The sequence below is a fragment of the Pedobacter xixiisoli genome (assembly GCF_900215335.1).
GTDB lineage: Bacteria > Bacteroidota > Bacteroidia > Sphingobacteriales > Sphingobacteriaceae > Pedobacter > Pedobacter xixiisoli.
Genome location: NZ_OCMT01000001.1, coordinates 215,436 through 231,881 on the forward strand (window position 1 = coordinate 215,436; position 16,446 = coordinate 231,881).

Here is a 16,446-nt window from a genome sequence, read left to right on the forward strand (position 1 = left end):
ACAAATGAAAGGAATTAAATATATCATCTCCATCTTTATTCTCTTCAGCTTAATTGTTGGAGTTGTAGCATGTAGTGGAGAGAAAAAAACTGAGGAAAAATCGGCTGAAGCGAAACAGCAAACCTTCACATGTCCCATGCATCCTCAGGTAATTAAACATGAAATGGGAACCTGTCCAATTTGTGCCATGGATTTGGTGCCTTTTGAGAAAAACAGTGACGATAAAAGTATCAAGTTGGATGCGCAACGACAATTGCTTGCCAACATCAAAACCATTCGCATTGGCGATGGAGAAAACGGAGATATTTCAAACCAAAGTGTCCTAAATGGTAGATTGGTGATAGACCCGCAACAAAGCAATTACATCTCGGCAAAAGTAGCTGGCAGGATAGAAGAATTATTTGTAAGAGAAACTGGCGTTGTGATTAGCAAAGGTCAGCCATTATACAAATTGTACTCAGAACAACTGGCCACCTTACAACAAGAATATTTGATGGCCTTAGCGCAACAGAAACAATTTGCGGGTGATAAATTGGAGCAACAATTGGTTTCGTCTGCTAAACAAAAGCTATTGTTATACGGACAAACCGAAGCCCAATTACAGAAGTTGAACAAAACTCAACAGAAAAATCCTTACGTAACCGTATTTGCTACACAAGGAGGCACGGTTGCTGAGTTAAGTATAACTCAAGGCCAGTATGTTGCGGAAGGTAGCCCCATTATGCGATTGGAAGGTTACGGAAAATTATGGGTAGAGGTAGATGTTTATCCAAATGAAATGCAGCAAATTAAGCAAGGTCAAGCTTTAAAAGTGGTGGTGGACGGTTGGGAAGACCAAGCGCAAACAATGAAAGTAGATTTCATTAATCCATCGTTACAAGCCGGTACGCAACTCACACAAATCAGAGGGAGCATTGCTAATCCTAATGGACAATGGCAAGCCGGTTTGCAAGTGAAGGTAATGTTGACTTCGCAGGCAGTTAGCGGCGAAATGAATTTACCTATAGATGCGGTAATTCGTGATGGCAAAGGTCAGCATGTGTGGATTAAAACTGGAAAGGACAGTTTTGAACCCATGTCGGTAAGTACTGGAAAAGCAAATGGAAATAGTATCAATATAACTTCAGGTATTGCCACGGGCGATGAGGTAGTGGTAACTGGAGCTTATTTGCTTTATAGTGAGTACGTGTTAAAAAGGGGCAAGCATCCTTTGGATAAATCATAATTAACTTTTAGACTTACGAAGTTTTCGAAACTTCGTAAGTCTTAGCATTTATTGTCACATTGAGCTTGTCGAAATGTTTAAGGGCTTCGACGAGCTCAGCCTGACAAGACCATTTAGATTTTAAAAAACAATGAAAAAAAACATCATATTATTAGCTGCATTGGCAATGTTACTCGTTGCTTGCAGCAATCAAAAAACTGAAGAAAAAAAGGACACAACAGTTGCCAAAGAGCAGACGAAGGTGACGGCTGTAAATCCAGTTTCTCTTAAAAATGATCAATTAAACGCTGTCTATCAACAGTATCTTTTGTTGAGCAGCGCCTTAATTAATTCTGATTTAGCTACAGCTAAAGAGGCGAGTATGGCATTAGAACTAGGTGCAAAAGCCTTAGCTGGCGGAGAAAAACTAGCTGGTTTTGCAGCGAAGATTACTGCCGCATCAGATATTGAAGTGCAAAGAGCGCTATTCTCTAGCTTAAGTAATGAGATGATTGCCAAAGTAAAAGCTACCGGTTTACAATCAGGAGAAGTTTATGTAGAATACTGTCCAATGGCGATGAACGATAAAGGTGCTTCGTGGTTAAGTAACCAAAAGGAAGTTAGAAATCCTTATTATGGAGAAAGCATGTTGGATTGTGGGGAGATTAAGGAGACTTTGAAATAAGGCGTTCGTCATTTCGAAGAAGGAACGACTGAGAAATCTAGCTCATATTATTTAATTAGATGCTAGATTTCTCCTATCGTCGAAATGACGAGAAGTTTTGAGACCATAGGTTTTAGACAATATCTACCTTCTCCATTTAAACAGCCACTTTGCCAATTCATCTGTACCCAACAAAGGGAAATTAATGGTATTGTGATCTAGGTTTTCGTAAATAGTAAATCGAGCTTTTTTGTTCCCTTTTAGCTGTGCAAAAAGCTTATTACTGCCATTAAATGGATTTTCATCATCTTTTCTGCCGTGAATTAACCAAATAGGTTTATTCTTGATATTTGGTAGATTCGAAACATCTGGAACTCCTGCAACAGAAATCGTTGCAGCAAACCAATCGGGCTTTTGGCTAAGTAAATGCTGCGCTGTCGAGCCACCCATCGAGTAACCAATCAAATAAATTCGCTCTTTATCAATTTGAGGATTTTTCATCAAGGTTTCCACCAATAAAATTAAAACTTTTAGATTTTGTTGAGGTGTAGCGGTAACTGCACCGAAAGCTTCGTTTGTGGCATATTGTGTTGGTCTGTCTTCAAATTGAGGAGCCAAAACAAACGAAGGGAATTTTGTTCTAAATTCGTCTTGCAGCCAAGTTCTGGTTAAGGGTTCTAATTGCTTTTCATTATCATTGCCTAACCTTGTTGAGTTGTGTAAGGCGATAACCAGCGGATATTTAGCACCAGTTTTAATTTTCTTTGGAGATAACAATCTGTAAGGAAGTTTAAGGCTATTTACTTCATAATTCAGCTTTGCAAATGAACTAACATCAATTTTATTTAGTTCATTTCTTTTCGCTAAAAATGCTGTACTATCGAAAGAAATGGTTTTAATTTCAGGAAGTTGCGCTTGTAAATTGTTGACTTCAATCCATAATATGCAGAAAACAAAGAGGTGTTTTTTCATGAAGCGAATATCGCTGCTAAAATTTAAATGAACAAAACAGCGTTTATATTTGTATAATTAGTTAAAGCTCTTAACCATGCAACAAGAAGAACTTAAAGAAAAAAACAGTAACCTCTCGGTACTGTTAATCGTCGTTAATGTTATTTTAATAATGATTTTCTTCAATCTCACGCCAAGTTCAGGAGATGAGTCTATGATGGGAATATATTTTGCTGGAGTCGCTTTTGTCGTTCTGCTAGGTATTTACGCTTTCAGTTATGGCTACCGTGCGGCCAAATGGTTTTTTGGAATTTCATTTATGATTTTGTTAATCTTCACCGGTCTTCTCTGGTACGCATTTCAGTTAGGTAAGGCTTTTCAACATTAATTTAACGCAAAAAATGAAACTCAATCTAGTTAATAAGATTTACATCGGCATTGCCATAGTTTTGGTATTAGGTATAGCTTGGCGGGTTCTAAGTTATAAAGCTTGGGATCGTCATTATTTTTTTGCTAGCGTAAGTGCGCCTTATACTCATCCTATTTATTTGAGGGATATTTATTTCATTTATCCTGATGAGGATGAGTTTGGCGACGGTTTTTATTATACGAGAGATGAAGTGAATAGTTTCAATAGTAGCTGGGGAACAGAGTATTATTCGCCAAGAGTAAACAACCCCATGCAGTTTCCTAAGCAACTGGCCTTGCAATATGTTTCTTATAGAGATAAGAAATTTTATAAAGATACCTTAGACTTACCCCGACAGACAATTGAAAATATTTTTAAGGAAGCGAAGGCTAAAAATCAATTGCTTCAAATTTCTACCAACACGGGGATGCAGGAAAGACAAGGTTTAAAATTTGTAGTGGGTATTGCAAATGATGGAGATTTGATAGTTTGGTTACGTGGAATGTTTTTCGAAAAAGTACTGTTAAAAACTAAGCTAAAACCGAAACAGCTTTCTCCAGAGGATTTATATCATGGCAAGAAGATGGGCAAAGAGGAGTATTATCGAACAGTTTTCGAATATATGCCTGATACGATCAAAAACTTAATCAATAGTGGTGTTGATGCAAACGCTAAATACATTGATAGCCCAACCCATTATATCGAAAAGAATAAGGAGTATTGGGAGCAACAGCTGAAAGACTCAAAAAGATAGTCGTTATTCTTTGCACCTTATTCTTTCGGTCTTTACCAACGTTCTGATTTTATTGTCTTTCGGACTGTTTTACCTCACCTGAAACTTCTCTCTATACTGAGTAGGTGTCATACCCACACTCTTCTTAAATACCTTTCTAAAAGCTTTCGGGTCATTGTAGCCAGAGCTGTAAATAATTTCGTTCATCTGTTGATTGGTTTTTTCCAACAGCTTTTTGGCAGCTTCAATTCTGGTTTGTTGTAGATATTCGATGGGAGTGATACCGGTAATCTGCTTAAACCTACGTACGATATTTCTGCGGCTAGATGGAATATCTTTAATCAGTTCTTCGATGGTAGCCGCATCGTGGTAATTAGCTTCAATCTTGCTCTGCGCAATCGCTACCAATTCATCAGTGTGGTCTTTAGAAGGTTGAAAAGTGCTGAAATAAGATTGGTTTTCTCGATCCATATCAATGGCAAAAACCTTCGCAATGCGAATAGCCATCTCTCTACCGCAATACTCGTGAACCAAGTGCAATAATAAATGGAAAGATGAAGTCGCACCGCCGCTAGTGTATAAACGGTCGTCTTGCGTTACCGTTTTATCTACCTTTAATTTCACCTGCGGAAAAGCATTTGCAAAGCCATTACTGGCGTCTACATGCGTGGTAGCAATTTTTCCATTCAACAAACCACTTGCCCCCAGTAAAAAAGCACCTGTACAAAAACTACCCAAGCAAGTGCCCTTTTGATATTGCGCTACCAAGTACGGAATGCAGTTCATGTTAGCCATCAATGTTGCCTGCATATCTTCTGATGTAAATGCCGGAATAAGGATAATCTGCATGGAAGAGGCGTCCTTTAACGAAGTAAGTTGATAGCCTAAAGCTTCTTTGCTTTGAGCAATAGCCTCTTCGCTAGCTAATAAAACAATTTCAAAGGGCTTTGGCTGCTTTTCTGCTATCGCAAATTTGTTCACTGTTTCAAATACTTCAAGCGCCGCAGCAACACTTAGTAACTTATAATCTTTGCTTAAGAACAATCCTATTTTTTTCATGTTTATATCTTGGGTTGATTAAAAGTAGTAAATGTCTCGAATGCCCCCAAATTTTGACCGTAATGATAATTGGAAAATTTACAATACTCAGGTAATTTAGGATAATAAAAATTGAATGCTACCGAGCTCTCATGATTAATAATTGTATTAGGCGAAAGCTAATGATGACGACCAATCACCCTTTAAAAAAATTAAACGATGGAAATTAAACCTGTAAGTGACAGAATGTATGGTTTTTTGGTGTTGTATGATATGCATACCAAATTTTACCACAACGTACTCGAAGGCATTAGCGACGAGGACGCAAACAAACGTTTAGATACCAAAGCTAATCATATTGCTTGGTTAGCTGGTAGTTTGTTGCAAGAACGTTTTGAACTGGCTAATTTATTAGGTGTAGATCTAAAGGCTGGTGCCGATGAGCTATTTAAGCACCATCAAGGAATTAAGGAAGACGTAAAATATCCGACCATTAGTACTTACGAAGACCAATGGAATACCATTTCGCCTATTTTGAGAGAAAAATTAGCCAACGTTACCGATGATGAATTGGATAAAATACTAAGTTTTCCGGTAGAACAAATGACGTTTCCTTTATTTGAGATGGTGAGTTTCAATACTTATCGCGAAGCAAATTGCATTGGTCAAATTGCACTTTGGCGTAGGTTGTTAGGATACGATGGTATGAAGTACATGTAAGATTGTTGGTCAATCTAGTCTACACCCCAGTCGTTGGTCATGCTCTACGAGAGAGATAGCCGATGACTGGGGTATTTTTTTATCCAAAGTTATTCATCGTATTTAATCAACTTGTCCTAAACCACCCTAAAAGTTGACCTGTTCGGCAATCTCAAAAACTAAAGTTGATGCCTAAATTTGACTTAATCAATCAAAACAATAAGACTATGGTAATCAATCCTTATTTAAACTTTAACGGTAATACCGAAGAAGTTTTCAATTTCTACAAATCTATTTTTGGTGGAGATTTTCCGTTTGTAATGCGCTTTAACGAAATACCTCAAGATGCCGCAGACAGCGAAGGTTGTGCAGGTGATGGTGTGCCAGAAAATGAAGGTAACGGTATCGCTCATATTGCACTTCCAATAGGTAACACCATGTTAATGGGTACAGATGTTCCTTCGAATATGCCGCCAATAACCGCAGGAACTAATGTCTCGCTTTGTATCAGTGTAGATAGTCGTGCAGATGCAGATAGAATTTTTGCAGCGCTAAGCGAAGGCGGAACGGTACAAATGCCAATGCAAGATATGTTTTGGGGAGATTATTATGGAATGTTGGTAGACAAGTTTCAAATTCAATGGATGGTAAGTTACAACGAAGCACAGGATGGAAAAGCCGCTCAATAATCAGCCTAAAAAATCCATTAAGGTAGCTTACTGGGTTTCAACCGGACTACTTGCCTTGTTTATCTTGCCTGGTGTATTTTTTATGGATAGTCCAGAAGCGAAACAAGGTACCGAACATTTGGACATTCCCCAATGGCTGGCAATAGAAATAGGTATCGGTCACTTTATTGGCGGACTAATCATAGTTCTGCCATTTATTGGAAAACGCCTCAAAGAATGGGCTTATGTTGGCTGCGGTATCAAGTATATTTCGGCAATAATTGGCCATTTGGCAGTAGATGGTTTGGTGCCGATGTCATTCTCGCCGCTGGTAGTATTCACCTTGTTGTTAATTTCTTATATCACGTATCATCATTTACAAAAAAAATAAAAATGGCTAAGCAAATATTCGTAAATATCCCAGTTAAGGACTTAAATGTAGCGATAAAATTTTATACGCATTTAGGTTTCACTTTTAACCAACAATTTACAGATGAAAATGCAACCTGCATGATTATTTCAGAAAATATTATGGTGATGTTGCTAAGGGAAGAGTTTTTTAAGAAATTCACTCCTAAACCAATTGCTAATGCGAAGGAAAGTACAGAAGTGCTGATCTGTATTTCTGCCGATAGTAGGGAAGAAGTTGACCAGTATGTGAACTTAGCAATAGAAGCAGGCGGAAAAGCATTGATGCCAAAACAAGACCACGGCTGGATGTATGGTCACGGTTTCGAAGATTTGGATGGCCACATGTGGGAAATAAGTTTCATGGATATGAGCGCCTTGCCTCAGTAAGCTTTAACAGATGCCAAAAGAATTGCTTGACCCAGCTGCTGTCTTATTTATTATGATAACGATAGTACTACTGCTCTTCTTGGTGTTCGCTGTAAAAAGGAATAGACCGACAACAGTGATGATCGCTATTGTCGGTTCCTTATTTTGGTTGTTCCTCCAATCTTTTCTTAGCATTACAGGTGTTTATCGTAATGATACTGATGCTATCCCTCCCAAAATAGTGAGTTTTGGCATTTTTCCGATGCTGTTTTTAATTGTAATTCTATTTATTTCAAAGAAAGGTAGGTGGTGGATAGACGCTCTTCCGTTAAAAGCATTAACCTATTTGCATGTAATCAGAATTCCTGTGGAAGTTGGTTTGTATCTGTTGTACTTAAATAAATTAGTACCGCAGTTAATGACTTTCGAAGGAAGAAATTTTGATATTTTGGCGGGAGTTACTGCACCCATTGTTGCCCATTTCTTTGTCGCTAGAAAATCTAATCCTAAAATAATTTTAGTTTGGAATTTCGTTTGTCTGGCTTTGCTATTGAATGTGGTGATTATCGCATTTTTATCAGCTCCTTCTCCACTTCAAAAATTAGCATTTGAGCAGCCAAACGTAGCTATATTGCATTTTCCATTTGTATGGCTGCCCACATTTATTGTTCCAGTTGTTTTGTTTGCACATTTAGTGACTCTAAGAAAGTTATTAGTGCGAAAATTAGTATATTGAATAAATGTTTCTTTGGTCAATATGATTGAAGTTTTTAGAACAGATGTAACTTGTCCAATTAAAGCATCGGAGATTGTAGATGTTATAAGTAGTCACGTAGCCGCCATCGAAGTCAACTTTGATTTGGAAGATTGCGACCATATATTTCGTATTAGCACAAAAGGTAATGATGCTGATTTAGCATTGTTGGTCATTAAGCAGTTTGAAATGATGGGACATTTTGCTGCCCTTTTAGACGATAAACCTTTGCAAACTATTTCTTCAAAAGTCTTTGCGCCAATTCACCAAAAACGAGGAATAAATGTATTTCTAAGCTTTATTTAGACTGTTAATTTTATTTTCCTAAAACTTTTCTCTCTTAAAATACTTAACTTTATATAGATAAAATTATAAGGTTATGTTAAAGAAAGCTTCATTATTTATAGTGCTTTTTGTACTCTCTGTACAAGTGTTTGCGCAAAAGAAAGACGATATTTTAGGTAAATGGCTTAATCCTTCAGGCGAAGGCCAAATAGAAATATATAAGCGTGGCGACAAGTTTTTTGGCAAATTAGCTTGGATAAAAGAGCCAAACGATGCAAATGGAAAGCCTAAAACAGACGAAAAAAATCCAACGGAGAGTTTAAGAAATAGACCGGTTCTAGGTCTCGAAATTCTTAAAAATTTCATTTTTGATGATGGTAAATGGATTGACGGAACTATTTATGACCCAAAATCTGGGAAAACATATAGCTGTAAATTAACCTTAAAAGAAGCCAATCAATTAAGTGTTCGTGGTTTTATTGGCGTTTCTTTAATTGGCAGAACCGAAGTGTTTAAACGGGTTAAGTAATGAACCTCGCAGCTAAAATGCAGCTTTCTTTAATGTTACTGCCATTTCTAACTATGGCGCAAACTTACGAGCTAAAGCCTTTGGTGACCGATGCTAAAACGAGTATGCGTGGCCTTTCGGTAGTTAATAAAGAAGTGATTTGGGTAAGTGGTAGCAAAGGTTACGTAGGGAAATCTGTTAACGGCGGTAAAACTTGGGAATGGATACAGCCCAAAGGTTTCGAAACCCTCGATTTTAGAGATATCCATGCTTTTGATGCAAAAAAGGCAATCATCGTAAATGCCGGTTCTCCAGCGTACATCCTATCTACGGTAGACGGCGGTAAAACTTGGCGAGAAAACTATAAAAACACCGATAGTGCCATTTTTTTAGATGGGATGGATTTTTGGGACAAAGAAAATGGAATGATTTTCGGTGACCCCATCCATCAAAAAATGCAATTGCTTAAAACCGATGACGGCGGTTTAACTTGGCAAAATATAACTGATAATTTAACCAAAGAACTTAAAGTAGGCGAAGCTGGCTTTGCGGCCAGTGGCACTACCATTAAAACCTCCAGCAATGGAAAAGTTTGGATTGCCACCGGCGGTTCTGTGTCTAACATTTATTTCTCGCCAAATTATGGCAAAACATGGAAGATTTATCCATGTCCAATTGTACAAGGCGAAAGCAGTACTGGCGTTTTTTCTTTAGATTTTTATGATGCCAACAACGGAATTGTGGTTGGTGGCAATTATTTGAAGGATAAAGACAATGGTAACAATGTATTGTACACAAAAAATGGAGGTAAAAGCTGGAGAAAAGCTGAGAAGCCAGTTTTTGGTTACCGTTCTGGTGTTACTTACGTTACCAATGATATTTGTGTTGCTACGGGTACTTCTGGTACCGATGTCTAAAGATGGGGGCAAAACTTGGCAAAATGTTTCTTCATTAAGCTTTAATGCTGTAAAATCGGTTGGTAATACAGCTATTCTCGTAGGTGGCAACGGACAAATCTATCAACTAGCAATTGCCCATTAAATTAATTTCTACACTGTGGGGAAAAAAATACTCCTAAAAGGAGTGTTTAAGATTATATTTGTATAATCAAATCACTATTTCTGCGCTCTGACAACAACTTTCGGTTGTATTCTTATAAGTGGTAAGAAAATTGTAATAGTATTAATCTAATAGGAGAAAGATGTCAAAAATATTAATTGCCGAAGACGAAGTATTAATGCTTAAAGCTTTAGAGTTTAAGCTTAAAAAAGATGGTTATCAGGTAGATGTTGCATCTGATGGTAGACAAGCGATGGATAAGGTGAAGAGTGAAACCTATGATTTGATATTGACGGATATTATGATGCCTTTTGTTGGTGGAATGGAAATTCTCAGTTACATCAAGAACGACCCACTTAAAAAGAGTACGCCTGTTTTATTAATATCTGCCGTTGGCTTGGAGAATGTTGTGCTAGAGGGATTTAGTTTAGGTGCAGATGATTTTATTTACAAGCCATTTAACTTAAATGAACTTTCTGTTCGCATAAAAAGATACATTAAACAGAACGTTTTTTAGTAGAAGGATTCTAAAGAATGAACTTTTTCGAAACTATTTTTAAATACATCGGGGATACCTATACCGACAGGCTATCTTATTTTCCCACGAATATCAGGGTTTCTTTGCTGATTATACTTTTCTGCATTGTGGCTATGGTAGAGCTTTATATCTATATCCTTTTTAAGCGAGCCAGCAAAAACAGAGAAGAAAAGCAAATTAAATATTGGAAGGAACATATTGATAATATGTTGGCTAATGTGGTAATCTACGATGAAAGTGATGATACGGATGAGATTATCGCTCATTTCTATCCGAAGATAAAGAAGATGCCACTTCGAAATCCAATCGTTAACAATATTTTAACTACCGAAATTTTAACCTATCATAAAAACTTTACGGGTAAAGTTCCTGAAGTGCTTGCTGTACTTTTTCATAAACTAGATTTAGATAAAAAATCTCGAAAAAAAATCAATAATAAAAACTGGGAAACCAAGATTGAGGGTATAAGAGAGGCCAACGAAATGGAAATTACGGATATGGCCGAGGAAATCGTGAAATATACGGATGACGAAAATGGACTTCTACGTATGGAAGCTCAGGCAGCCTATATCAAACTTTCGCCAAGTAACCCTTTTCACTTTTTAGATAGGGCACAAGAACGTATTTTGGATTGGCACCAGGTAGTTTTATTCGAAATCATCACCAAAAATAAAAAACTAGCCATTCCTTCTTTCTCTAAGTGGTTGCGTTCTCCGAATGATACGGTTGTAATGCTCTGTTTGAAACTGATAGACCATTTTATGCAGTTTGACGCAGCAGAAGAAGTGCAAAGGTTGTTAAAGCATCACAATCCTAAAATCGTTAAAAAGTCAATCAATATTATTGGTAAACTGGAATTGGAAGATGCTGAAAAACATATGTTCGGCGTTTATTTTGACCACCCCGACGAGATAAAACTGGAAATATTAAATTCCATTGGTAAAATTTCATCGGGCAATTATGCAGAATTTCTATCATCAAGAATTTACTCTGCAGATACGAAAATCAAAATGGAAGCGATGTATGCAATTAAAAACGATCCTGATGATGGCGAAAATAAGTTGAAAGAAATTTTCAAGCAAACTACAGCAGAGAACCGAACATTAATTAAACACGTATTAGATAATCGTATTAAACCATAATGAAAGAGTTTTTAGCAACCTTCGAGATCCTTTTCAATAACGCGATTTTTTATTACGCTATGGTGGTAATGGCGTCTTACGTAATGCTTACCCTACTTTCTGCCATTGAAATGAATGGCTACATGAAAAAAAATAGCTATCTGAATTATCGCGAAATATTGGTTTCGCCTTTGGCCCCGTCGGTATCTGTTTTGGCCCCGGCCTACAATGAAGAAGCTACTATTATAGATAACATTAGATCTTTGTTATCGCTACATTACGGTAATTACGAGGTAATCATTATTAACGATGGCAGTACAGATAGTACCTTCCGACGTATGTTTGATTATTATCAGCTAGAGAAAGTAGATTTTGCGGTTGATTATCAGATTGGTTGTAATGACGTAAGGGGTGTTTATAAATCGAAACTACCATCTTTTTCTAAATTAACCGTGGTTGATAAATTGAACGGCGGTAAATCTGATGCGTTAAATGCTGGTATTAATGTTGCTGCAAAAGATTTGCTACTATGTATAGATGTGGATTGCATTGTACAGGAAGACGCTATTTTGAAGCTTGCAAAACCTTACCTCGAAGAAAAATATCAAGTTATTGCAACTGGTGGCGTAGTACGTATTGCTAACTCTTGTAAAGTAGAAGATGGAAAGTTGGTGGAGGTGAACATGCCTAAAAATCTTTGGCCCCGTTTTCAAGTTTTGGAATATATACGTGCTTTTTTAATGGGACGTATGGCCTGGAGTAGGTTGAATGGCCTTTTAATTATTTCTGGGGCAATGGGTTTGTTCGATAAGAGCGTGGTAATTAAAGTAGGAGGATATGATCACAACACCGTTGGCGAAGACATGGAGCTGGTAGTGAGAATGAGGCGCTATATGTATGAGCAAGACCGCAGGTTTAAAGTGGTTTACATTCCAGATCCATTGTGTTGGACAGAAGCGCCTGCAGATTTATCTATTTTAGGTCGCCAACGTAACCGATGGACAAGAGGAAACTTAGAGACTTTATGGGCGCACAAAGATTTATTTTTTAATCCTAGATATGGCATATTGGGTATGCTGAGCTATCCTTATTGGTTGTTTTTTGAATGGTTGGCACCGATAATGGAGTTTTTAGGTCTTAGCGTTTTCATCATCCTTGTGATCATGGGTAACGTTAATTTGGAGTTCTCGCTTATCTTAATGTCAATGGTTTACTTCTTTTCGGTAACATTATCTACAGTGGCCATTCTTTTCGAAGAAATGTCTTACCAGCAATATACAAAAGGTACCGATTTGATAAAGCTACTATTAGCTGCTTTCCTAGAGCCAATTTTGTACCACCCACTAACCATATTTTGGGCAGTACAGGGAAATATTCAAAAACTTTTGGGTAAAAATTCTTGGGGAGCTATGACTCGTAAGGGTTTTAAAGAAAATAAAATTCCAATCAAAACCGAACAAACTACAACTACATAATATAATGGAGAATACTTTTTTTGAGGCACCAGAATATCCTGTTTTAGATAGATTTAAGAATAGTGTAATCATGTTTATGAAATACGCTATTGCTTTGCTGGCTACCGTTCTTTTTATCAAAATATTAGAATATACTTATGTTGCTGTAAAAGGGCAAATGCCGAGCGATTTGGCAAATGTATTTTTAAAATCGTTATTGTTTGATATCGTTTTTGTGCTTAAATGTTTGCCAATACTGTATTTGCCTTTTGTACTTTTCTTTTTTTCGTTGAAGGTAAAGAAACATATTTATGTGGCAACAGGTATTATTTTTAGCATCTACATCCTCATTTATTTGCTATTGCTAAAGTATTTCTTTACCGCTTTAGTTCCATTAGGTTCTGATTTATATGGCTATTCGTTTGCCGATATTAAACAGACGGTTTCGGCGGGTTTAAGTATAGATTTTTTAAGCGTAGTTATTTTTATACTGCCTTTTGTTTTTCTTTGGTTTGGACTTTTGCTTGTACAGAAAATAAAATATTTTACCTACAGAATAGGTCTCCTTGTATTTGCAGGTTCTCTTTTGTTGATTTGGCTTAATGTTTCTTCATTGCCATCGCAAGCAGATTTTAGTAAAGATTACGATTATAATGTTGCCGTTAATAAACAAGCTTATTTCTTCGAAAATAGTTATACTTATTTCTTTGATGATGAGCCTCTTGTAGATATCTATGCTTCTAACTATTTTGAGGAAGGCATGGATGGCGATAATGCATTGAGGCCACAAATGAAGTATGTAGATAACGATTATCCGTTTTTAAGAGAAGACAATACTGCTGATGTTTTGGGTAATTTCTTTAATGTAAATAGTGCGCAACGCCCCAATATTGTGTTTGTTCAGGTAGAGGGTTTGGGTAGGGCTTTTAGTGGTCCAAATGCTTATTTAGGTAGCTTTACACCATTTTTGGATGAGCTAAGAGGGAAAAGCTTGTATTTCGAAAATTTCTTGGCATCACAAGGAAGAACTTTTGCTTCGTTACCTTCTATTTTAGGTTCATTGCCATTTTTCAATAGAGGATACAATGATTTGGGGGCTAATATGCCTAAGGCATTTACTACGTTTAGTTTGTTAAAAAGAAATGGCTATCAATCATCGTTTATTATGAGTACTGACCCTAGTTTCGACAATGAAAATCTATTCATTAAGGAGCAAGGTGTAGATCAGTTAATTTCAAAAGCTAATTTCAAAGAATTTCCAGCACCTCATAACTCTTATTGGGGATATCCAGACTTGGATTTGATGAAAAAAGCGATCGGTTTTTATGCCAAACAACCAACTAACAAGCCTTTTATAAGCTATATACAAACTATTTCTATGCACACGCCTTACAAAGTGCCAGAAATGGACAAGTATTATGCGCTAGTAGAAGAGCAGATGAAGAAACTCGGTTTTAATGACGCTCAAAAGGAAGAACATAGAACTTACAAAGATCAATATGCTACTATTTTATACACTGATGATGCCATCAAGCATTTAATTCAGGAGTTTCAAAAACTGCCTTCGTACAGCAATACTATTTTTGTAATTACTGGCGATCACAGGTTGCCGGAAATACCAATGTCTACCAAAATAGATAGATATCATGTGCCTTTGATCATTTATTCGCCAATGTTAAAACGTAGTGCTAGTATCCGTTCTATTTCTAGTCATTTGGATATTGCTCCTTCTATGGTTAAGTTTCTGCAAGTAAATTACAAGTTAAATGCTCCTAGTTTGGTAACCTGGGTAGGTTCAGGCTTGGATACGGTTAGGCAGTTTAGAAATATCCACCGTTACCCATTAAAACAAACTGTTAGCGATTTAACAGACTATATTTCTGGAGAATATTTCTTAAATGGACAGACACTTTTTAGTGTTGGCGATAATTTTGCACTGGAAGCTGTTCAAGAAGATACGAAGAGAAGTCAGTTGATGGGAGAATTTAATCAATACAAATCTCAAAACAACCAGGTGTCAAAGAGTTTGAAATTAATACCTGATAGCTTGTACAGGAAATTTAAGTAGTAAGCTGAGTTCGAATAATTAATTTATTGATTTTCAGAAATAAATATGGCATTCAGTATGAGACTGATCCTGAAATAAATTTACAAGTAGCTTTCCGCTTCGCTACAGGTCAGCATCAGTTTTTAAGGCTTTTTACAGGTATTTGGCTGTCAATCAATTGAATGTTTATTAAACTGTGTAGGGATTATAGAACAACTCTATTTATGATTAATTAGCTGTTCCATCATTGCATGGAATCATAACAGCGACTCAGCATTGATAAAAAATAGAAAAGCAGTTCATTATTAGATGAACTGCTTTTTCGTATAACTAAGTTTTGGAGTCGATTTATTACTATAATCAGTTATTTTTTATCTTCCTTTTTCATATCTTCATAATACTCATGAAGAATGCTGTTGACCATTGGTCTGTAGAATTCCCAGAAGAAACTCACTCGTTCTGCAGCAATATCATCATTGTAAAATAAGCTTCTGAAATAACTGATGCCTTTAAAATAAGAACCACCTTGTGAAATAGGGTTATCGGCAAAGTCACCACAGAAATAGTAGAACTTATAATCTTTTCTGTAATGCTCTATAATTGCCGGAAATTGGGAAGGAATGTGGTTTTTAGCTAATACTTTGGAGCCTTCGCTATTCACTTTTAAATCATAAAAGGAAACGATTTTATTTGACCTCGACGTTTGTATAATATCAAACCAAAAGGGATATTTCATGCTCTTAGGAATATTATACTTCTCTCTTTCCTCTTTTTTGGTGAGGATATAAGGCACCTCAGCATTTAAGTGAGTTACGTATTCTAGTACTACAATCTTATCACTTTTGTGTACAAATGCAATCCCAGATTTTTTAAATGGCCATTTATTATTGTTTTGAGCCATGTAGTTTTCTACTAGCCATTTAGGAAGCTCTTTGTTTTGTACTGTATCGAACGAATCGAAATATTTGCCTACCCAGCCAGTCCATTTCAGATTAAAAGTTTGTTCAAACTCCCTTGCTATGGGCTCTGGAGTGGGGGTTGCAAAGGTATTAAATTCAGTAACGATTAATTTTTTCTTCTGCTTCATCTTTTTTAGAAACAGCATGTCTTGGGTAGATAAGCCTCCGTACAATAAACGTTGCCTTTCGGTAATATTTCTTCCCAAATACCACTCTTTAGAATAAATTCCGTAAGTATCGGTTACATAAACCATATCAGAGTTTCTACTTAGCTTTTCTAAGTTTTCATTAGAAACTTTCTCAAGGCCCTTTAAATCATATTTTTTGTTCTTATTAGGGAAAAAACCAAAATAATCTCTGCCAACCTTGTAAAGGTCTGTAGAAGTTTTTGAATATTTGTTGTTGCGCAATACCCAAGTTAGGGATGCGTGTTCTTGCCCTGATTTAAATAGAACGGTTTTATCTATAATAGCAATAACATACTTTGTTTTTGGCCAAATTAGCCAGGCTAAGAACATCCAAAGCGGTAAGGCAATTACAAAATAAAATAGTATGGTACTTAAAATTCCTCTCCTCAT

General features: G+C 36.5%; 20 protein-coding genes. 17 read left to right on the forward strand and 3 right to left on the reverse strand.

Annotated features, from left to right (window positions below; translation table 11 throughout):
- Nucleotides 1-4: 4 nt before the first annotated feature.
- Together CRO54_RS00925 and CRO54_RS00930 are read left to right on the forward strand one after the other, a co-directional pair.
- Entirely contained in the window at nucleotides 5-1,225 is a 1,221-nt protein-coding gene (locus CRO54_RS00925) for an efflux RND transporter periplasmic adaptor subunit (RefSeq protein WP_097127633.1), read from the forward strand.
- Nucleotides 1,226-1,355: 130 nt separating this feature from the next.
- Nucleotides 1,356-1,889: a DUF3347 domain-containing protein gene (locus CRO54_RS00930; RefSeq protein ID WP_097127636.1), complete on the forward strand. Its 534-nt coding sequence runs from the start codon at nucleotides 1,356-1,358 to the stop codon at nucleotides 1,887-1,889.
- Nucleotides 1,890-2,012: 123 nt separating this feature from the next.
- On the opposite strand, the gene CRO54_RS00935 is transcribed toward CRO54_RS00930, so the two are convergent.
- Nucleotides 2,013-2,840, reverse strand: a complete 828-nt coding sequence (locus CRO54_RS00935) for a carboxylesterase family protein (protein ID WP_097127640.1) — start codon at nucleotides 2,838-2,840, stop codon at nucleotides 2,013-2,015.
- A gap of 76 nt (nucleotides 2,841-2,916) precedes the next feature.
- On the opposite strand from CRO54_RS00935, the gene CRO54_RS00940 reads away from it, so the two are divergent.
- Together CRO54_RS00940 and CRO54_RS00945 are read left to right on the forward strand one after the other, a co-directional pair.
- A complete protein-coding gene (locus CRO54_RS00940; RefSeq protein WP_097127643.1) occupies nucleotides 2,917-3,207 on the forward strand; it encodes a hypothetical protein in 291 nt (96 codons plus the stop codon).
- A 13-nt stretch (nucleotides 3,208-3,220) separates the two neighbouring features.
- Nucleotides 3,221-3,982, forward strand: a complete 762-nt coding sequence (locus CRO54_RS00945) for a DUF2931 family protein (RefSeq protein WP_097127646.1) — start codon at nucleotides 3,221-3,223, stop codon at nucleotides 3,980-3,982.
- A gap of 69 nt (nucleotides 3,983-4,051) precedes the next feature.
- Here CRO54_RS00945 and CRO54_RS00950 read toward each other — a convergent pair whose 3' ends face one another.
- Nucleotides 4,052-5,020, reverse strand: coding sequence for a GlxA family transcriptional regulator (locus CRO54_RS00950; RefSeq protein WP_097127649.1), 969 nt, complete (start codon nucleotides 5,018-5,020; stop codon nucleotides 4,052-4,054).
- Between the two features lie 198 nt (nucleotides 5,021-5,218).
- On the opposite strand from CRO54_RS00950, the gene CRO54_RS00955 reads away from it, so the two are divergent.
- The 13 genes from CRO54_RS00955 (at nucleotide 5,219) to CRO54_RS01010 (ending at nucleotide 14,930) form a co-directional block, all read left to right on the forward strand.
- Nucleotides 5,219-5,719: a DinB family protein gene (locus tag CRO54_RS00955; protein WP_097127651.1), complete on the forward strand. Its 501-nt coding sequence runs from the start codon at nucleotides 5,219-5,221 to the stop codon at nucleotides 5,717-5,719.
- Nucleotides 5,720-5,886: 167 nt separating this feature from the next.
- Nucleotides 5,887-6,387, forward strand: coding sequence for a VOC family protein (locus CRO54_RS00960; protein WP_244904278.1), 501 nt, complete (start codon nucleotides 5,887-5,889; stop codon nucleotides 6,385-6,387).
- Nucleotides 6,368-6,757 carry a DoxX family protein gene (locus tag CRO54_RS00965; protein ID WP_097127657.1) on the forward strand — a complete coding sequence of 130 codons (390 nt, stop codon included), beginning with the start codon at nucleotides 6,368-6,370 and terminating at the stop codon, nucleotides 6,755-6,757. Before CRO54_RS00960 ends, CRO54_RS00965 begins: the two co-directional genes overlap by 20 nt.
- Before the next feature lie 2 nt (nucleotides 6,758-6,759).
- Nucleotides 6,760-7,164, forward strand: coding sequence for a VOC family protein (locus CRO54_RS00970; protein ID WP_097127660.1), 405 nt, complete (start codon nucleotides 6,760-6,762; stop codon nucleotides 7,162-7,164).
- Nucleotides 7,165-7,174: 10 nt separating this feature from the next.
- Nucleotides 7,175-7,879, forward strand: coding sequence for a hypothetical protein (locus CRO54_RS00975; RefSeq protein ID WP_097127663.1), 705 nt, complete (start codon nucleotides 7,175-7,177; stop codon nucleotides 7,877-7,879).
- 21 nt (nucleotides 7,880-7,900) lie between these two features.
- Nucleotides 7,901-8,203: a hypothetical protein gene (locus tag CRO54_RS00980; protein WP_097127666.1), complete on the forward strand. Its 303-nt coding sequence runs from the start codon at nucleotides 7,901-7,903 to the stop codon at nucleotides 8,201-8,203.
- 73 nt (nucleotides 8,204-8,276) lie between these two features.
- Nucleotides 8,277-8,711, forward strand: coding sequence for a DUF2147 domain-containing protein (locus CRO54_RS00985; RefSeq protein ID WP_097127668.1), 435 nt, complete (start codon nucleotides 8,277-8,279; stop codon nucleotides 8,709-8,711).
- Nucleotides 8,711-9,607: a WD40/YVTN/BNR-like repeat-containing protein gene (locus CRO54_RS00990; protein ID WP_240774984.1), complete on the forward strand. Its 897-nt coding sequence runs from the start codon at nucleotides 8,711-8,713 to the stop codon at nucleotides 9,605-9,607. The genes CRO54_RS00985 and CRO54_RS00990 overlap by 1 nt, the downstream gene beginning before the upstream one ends.
- Nucleotides 9,600-9,731: a beta propeller repeat protein gene (locus CRO54_RS21565; protein ID WP_276329154.1), complete on the forward strand. Its 132-nt coding sequence runs from the start codon at nucleotides 9,600-9,602 to the stop codon at nucleotides 9,729-9,731. The genes CRO54_RS00990 and CRO54_RS21565 overlap by 8 nt, the downstream gene beginning before the upstream one ends.
- 160 nt (nucleotides 9,732-9,891) lie before the next feature.
- On the forward strand, nucleotides 9,892-10,266 hold the full coding sequence (locus tag CRO54_RS00995; RefSeq protein WP_097127671.1) for a response regulator transcription factor: 375 nt from the start codon (nucleotides 9,892-9,894) through the stop codon (nucleotides 10,264-10,266).
- 17 nt (nucleotides 10,267-10,283) lie between these two features.
- Entirely contained in the window at nucleotides 10,284-11,429 is a 1,146-nt protein-coding gene (locus CRO54_RS01000) for a HEAT repeat domain-containing protein (RefSeq protein WP_097127673.1), read from the forward strand.
- The gene (locus CRO54_RS01005; RefSeq protein WP_097127675.1) at nucleotides 11,429-12,883 is read left to right on the forward strand and encodes a glycosyltransferase family 2 protein; all 1,455 of its coding nucleotides are present in this window, start codon (nucleotides 11,429-11,431) and stop codon (nucleotides 12,881-12,883) included. The genes CRO54_RS01000 and CRO54_RS01005 overlap by 1 nt, the downstream gene beginning before the upstream one ends.
- A gap of 4 nt (nucleotides 12,884-12,887) precedes the next feature.
- On the forward strand, nucleotides 12,888-14,930 hold the full coding sequence (locus CRO54_RS01010) for an LTA synthase family protein (protein WP_097127678.1): 2,043 nt from the start codon (nucleotides 12,888-12,890) through the stop codon (nucleotides 14,928-14,930).
- A 343-nt stretch (nucleotides 14,931-15,273) separates the two neighbouring features.
- On the opposite strand, the gene CRO54_RS01015 is transcribed toward CRO54_RS01010, so the two are convergent.
- The gene (locus tag CRO54_RS01015; RefSeq protein ID WP_097127681.1) at nucleotides 15,274-16,446 is read right to left on the reverse strand and encodes a hypothetical protein; all 1,173 of its coding nucleotides are present in this window, start codon (nucleotides 16,444-16,446) and stop codon (nucleotides 15,274-15,276) included.

What these genes read in the sequence shown, in the direction of transcription:
- CRO54_RS00925 (WP_097127633.1), top strand. Translation starts at nt 5, where the DNA reads ATGAAAGGAATTAAATATATCATCTCCATCTTTATTCTCTTCAGCTTA.
- CRO54_RS00930 (WP_097127636.1), top strand. Translation starts at nt 1,356, where the DNA reads ATGAAAAAAAACATCATATTATTAGCTGCATTGGCAATGTTACTCGTT.
- CRO54_RS00935 (WP_097127640.1), bottom strand. Translation starts at nt 2,840, where the DNA reads ATGAAAAAACACCTCTTTGTTTTCTGCATATTATGGATTGAAGTCAAC.
- CRO54_RS00940 (WP_097127643.1), top strand. Translation starts at nt 2,917, where the DNA reads ATGCAACAAGAAGAACTTAAAGAAAAAAACAGTAACCTCTCGGTACTG.
- CRO54_RS00945 (WP_097127646.1), top strand. Translation starts at nt 3,221, where the DNA reads ATGAAACTCAATCTAGTTAATAAGATTTACATCGGCATTGCCATAGTT.
- CRO54_RS00950 (WP_097127649.1), bottom strand. Translation starts at nt 5,020, where the DNA reads ATGAAAAAAATAGGATTGTTCTTAAGCAAAGATTATAAGTTACTAAGT.
- CRO54_RS00955 (WP_097127651.1), top strand. Translation starts at nt 5,219, where the DNA reads ATGGAAATTAAACCTGTAAGTGACAGAATGTATGGTTTTTTGGTGTTG.
- CRO54_RS00960 (WP_244904278.1), top strand. Translation starts at nt 5,887, where the DNA reads ATGCCTAAATTTGACTTAATCAATCAAAACAATAAGACTATGGTAATC.
- CRO54_RS00965 (WP_097127657.1), top strand. Translation starts at nt 6,368, where the DNA reads ATGGAAAAGCCGCTCAATAATCAGCCTAAAAAATCCATTAAGGTAGCT.
- CRO54_RS00970 (WP_097127660.1), top strand. Translation starts at nt 6,760, where the DNA reads ATGGCTAAGCAAATATTCGTAAATATCCCAGTTAAGGACTTAAATGTA.
- CRO54_RS00975 (WP_097127663.1), top strand. Translation starts at nt 7,175, where the DNA reads ATGCCAAAAGAATTGCTTGACCCAGCTGCTGTCTTATTTATTATGATA.
- CRO54_RS00980 (WP_097127666.1), top strand. Translation starts at nt 7,901, where the DNA reads ATGATTGAAGTTTTTAGAACAGATGTAACTTGTCCAATTAAAGCATCG.
- CRO54_RS00985 (WP_097127668.1), top strand. Translation starts at nt 8,277, where the DNA reads ATGTTAAAGAAAGCTTCATTATTTATAGTGCTTTTTGTACTCTCTGTA.
- CRO54_RS00990 (WP_240774984.1), top strand. Translation starts at nt 8,711, where the DNA reads ATGAACCTCGCAGCTAAAATGCAGCTTTCTTTAATGTTACTGCCATTT.
- CRO54_RS21565 (WP_276329154.1), top strand. Translation starts at nt 9,600, where the DNA reads ATGTCTAAAGATGGGGGCAAAACTTGGCAAAATGTTTCTTCATTAAGC.
- CRO54_RS00995 (WP_097127671.1), top strand. Translation starts at nt 9,892, where the DNA reads ATGTCAAAAATATTAATTGCCGAAGACGAAGTATTAATGCTTAAAGCT.
- CRO54_RS01000 (WP_097127673.1), top strand. Translation starts at nt 10,284, where the DNA reads ATGAACTTTTTCGAAACTATTTTTAAATACATCGGGGATACCTATACC.
- CRO54_RS01005 (WP_097127675.1), top strand. Translation starts at nt 11,429, where the DNA reads ATGAAAGAGTTTTTAGCAACCTTCGAGATCCTTTTCAATAACGCGATT.
- CRO54_RS01010 (WP_097127678.1), top strand. Translation starts at nt 12,888, where the DNA reads ATGGAGAATACTTTTTTTGAGGCACCAGAATATCCTGTTTTAGATAGA.
- CRO54_RS01015 (WP_097127681.1), bottom strand. Translation starts at nt 16,446, where the DNA reads ATGAGGAGAGGAATTTTAAGTACCATACTATTTTATTTTGTAATTGCC.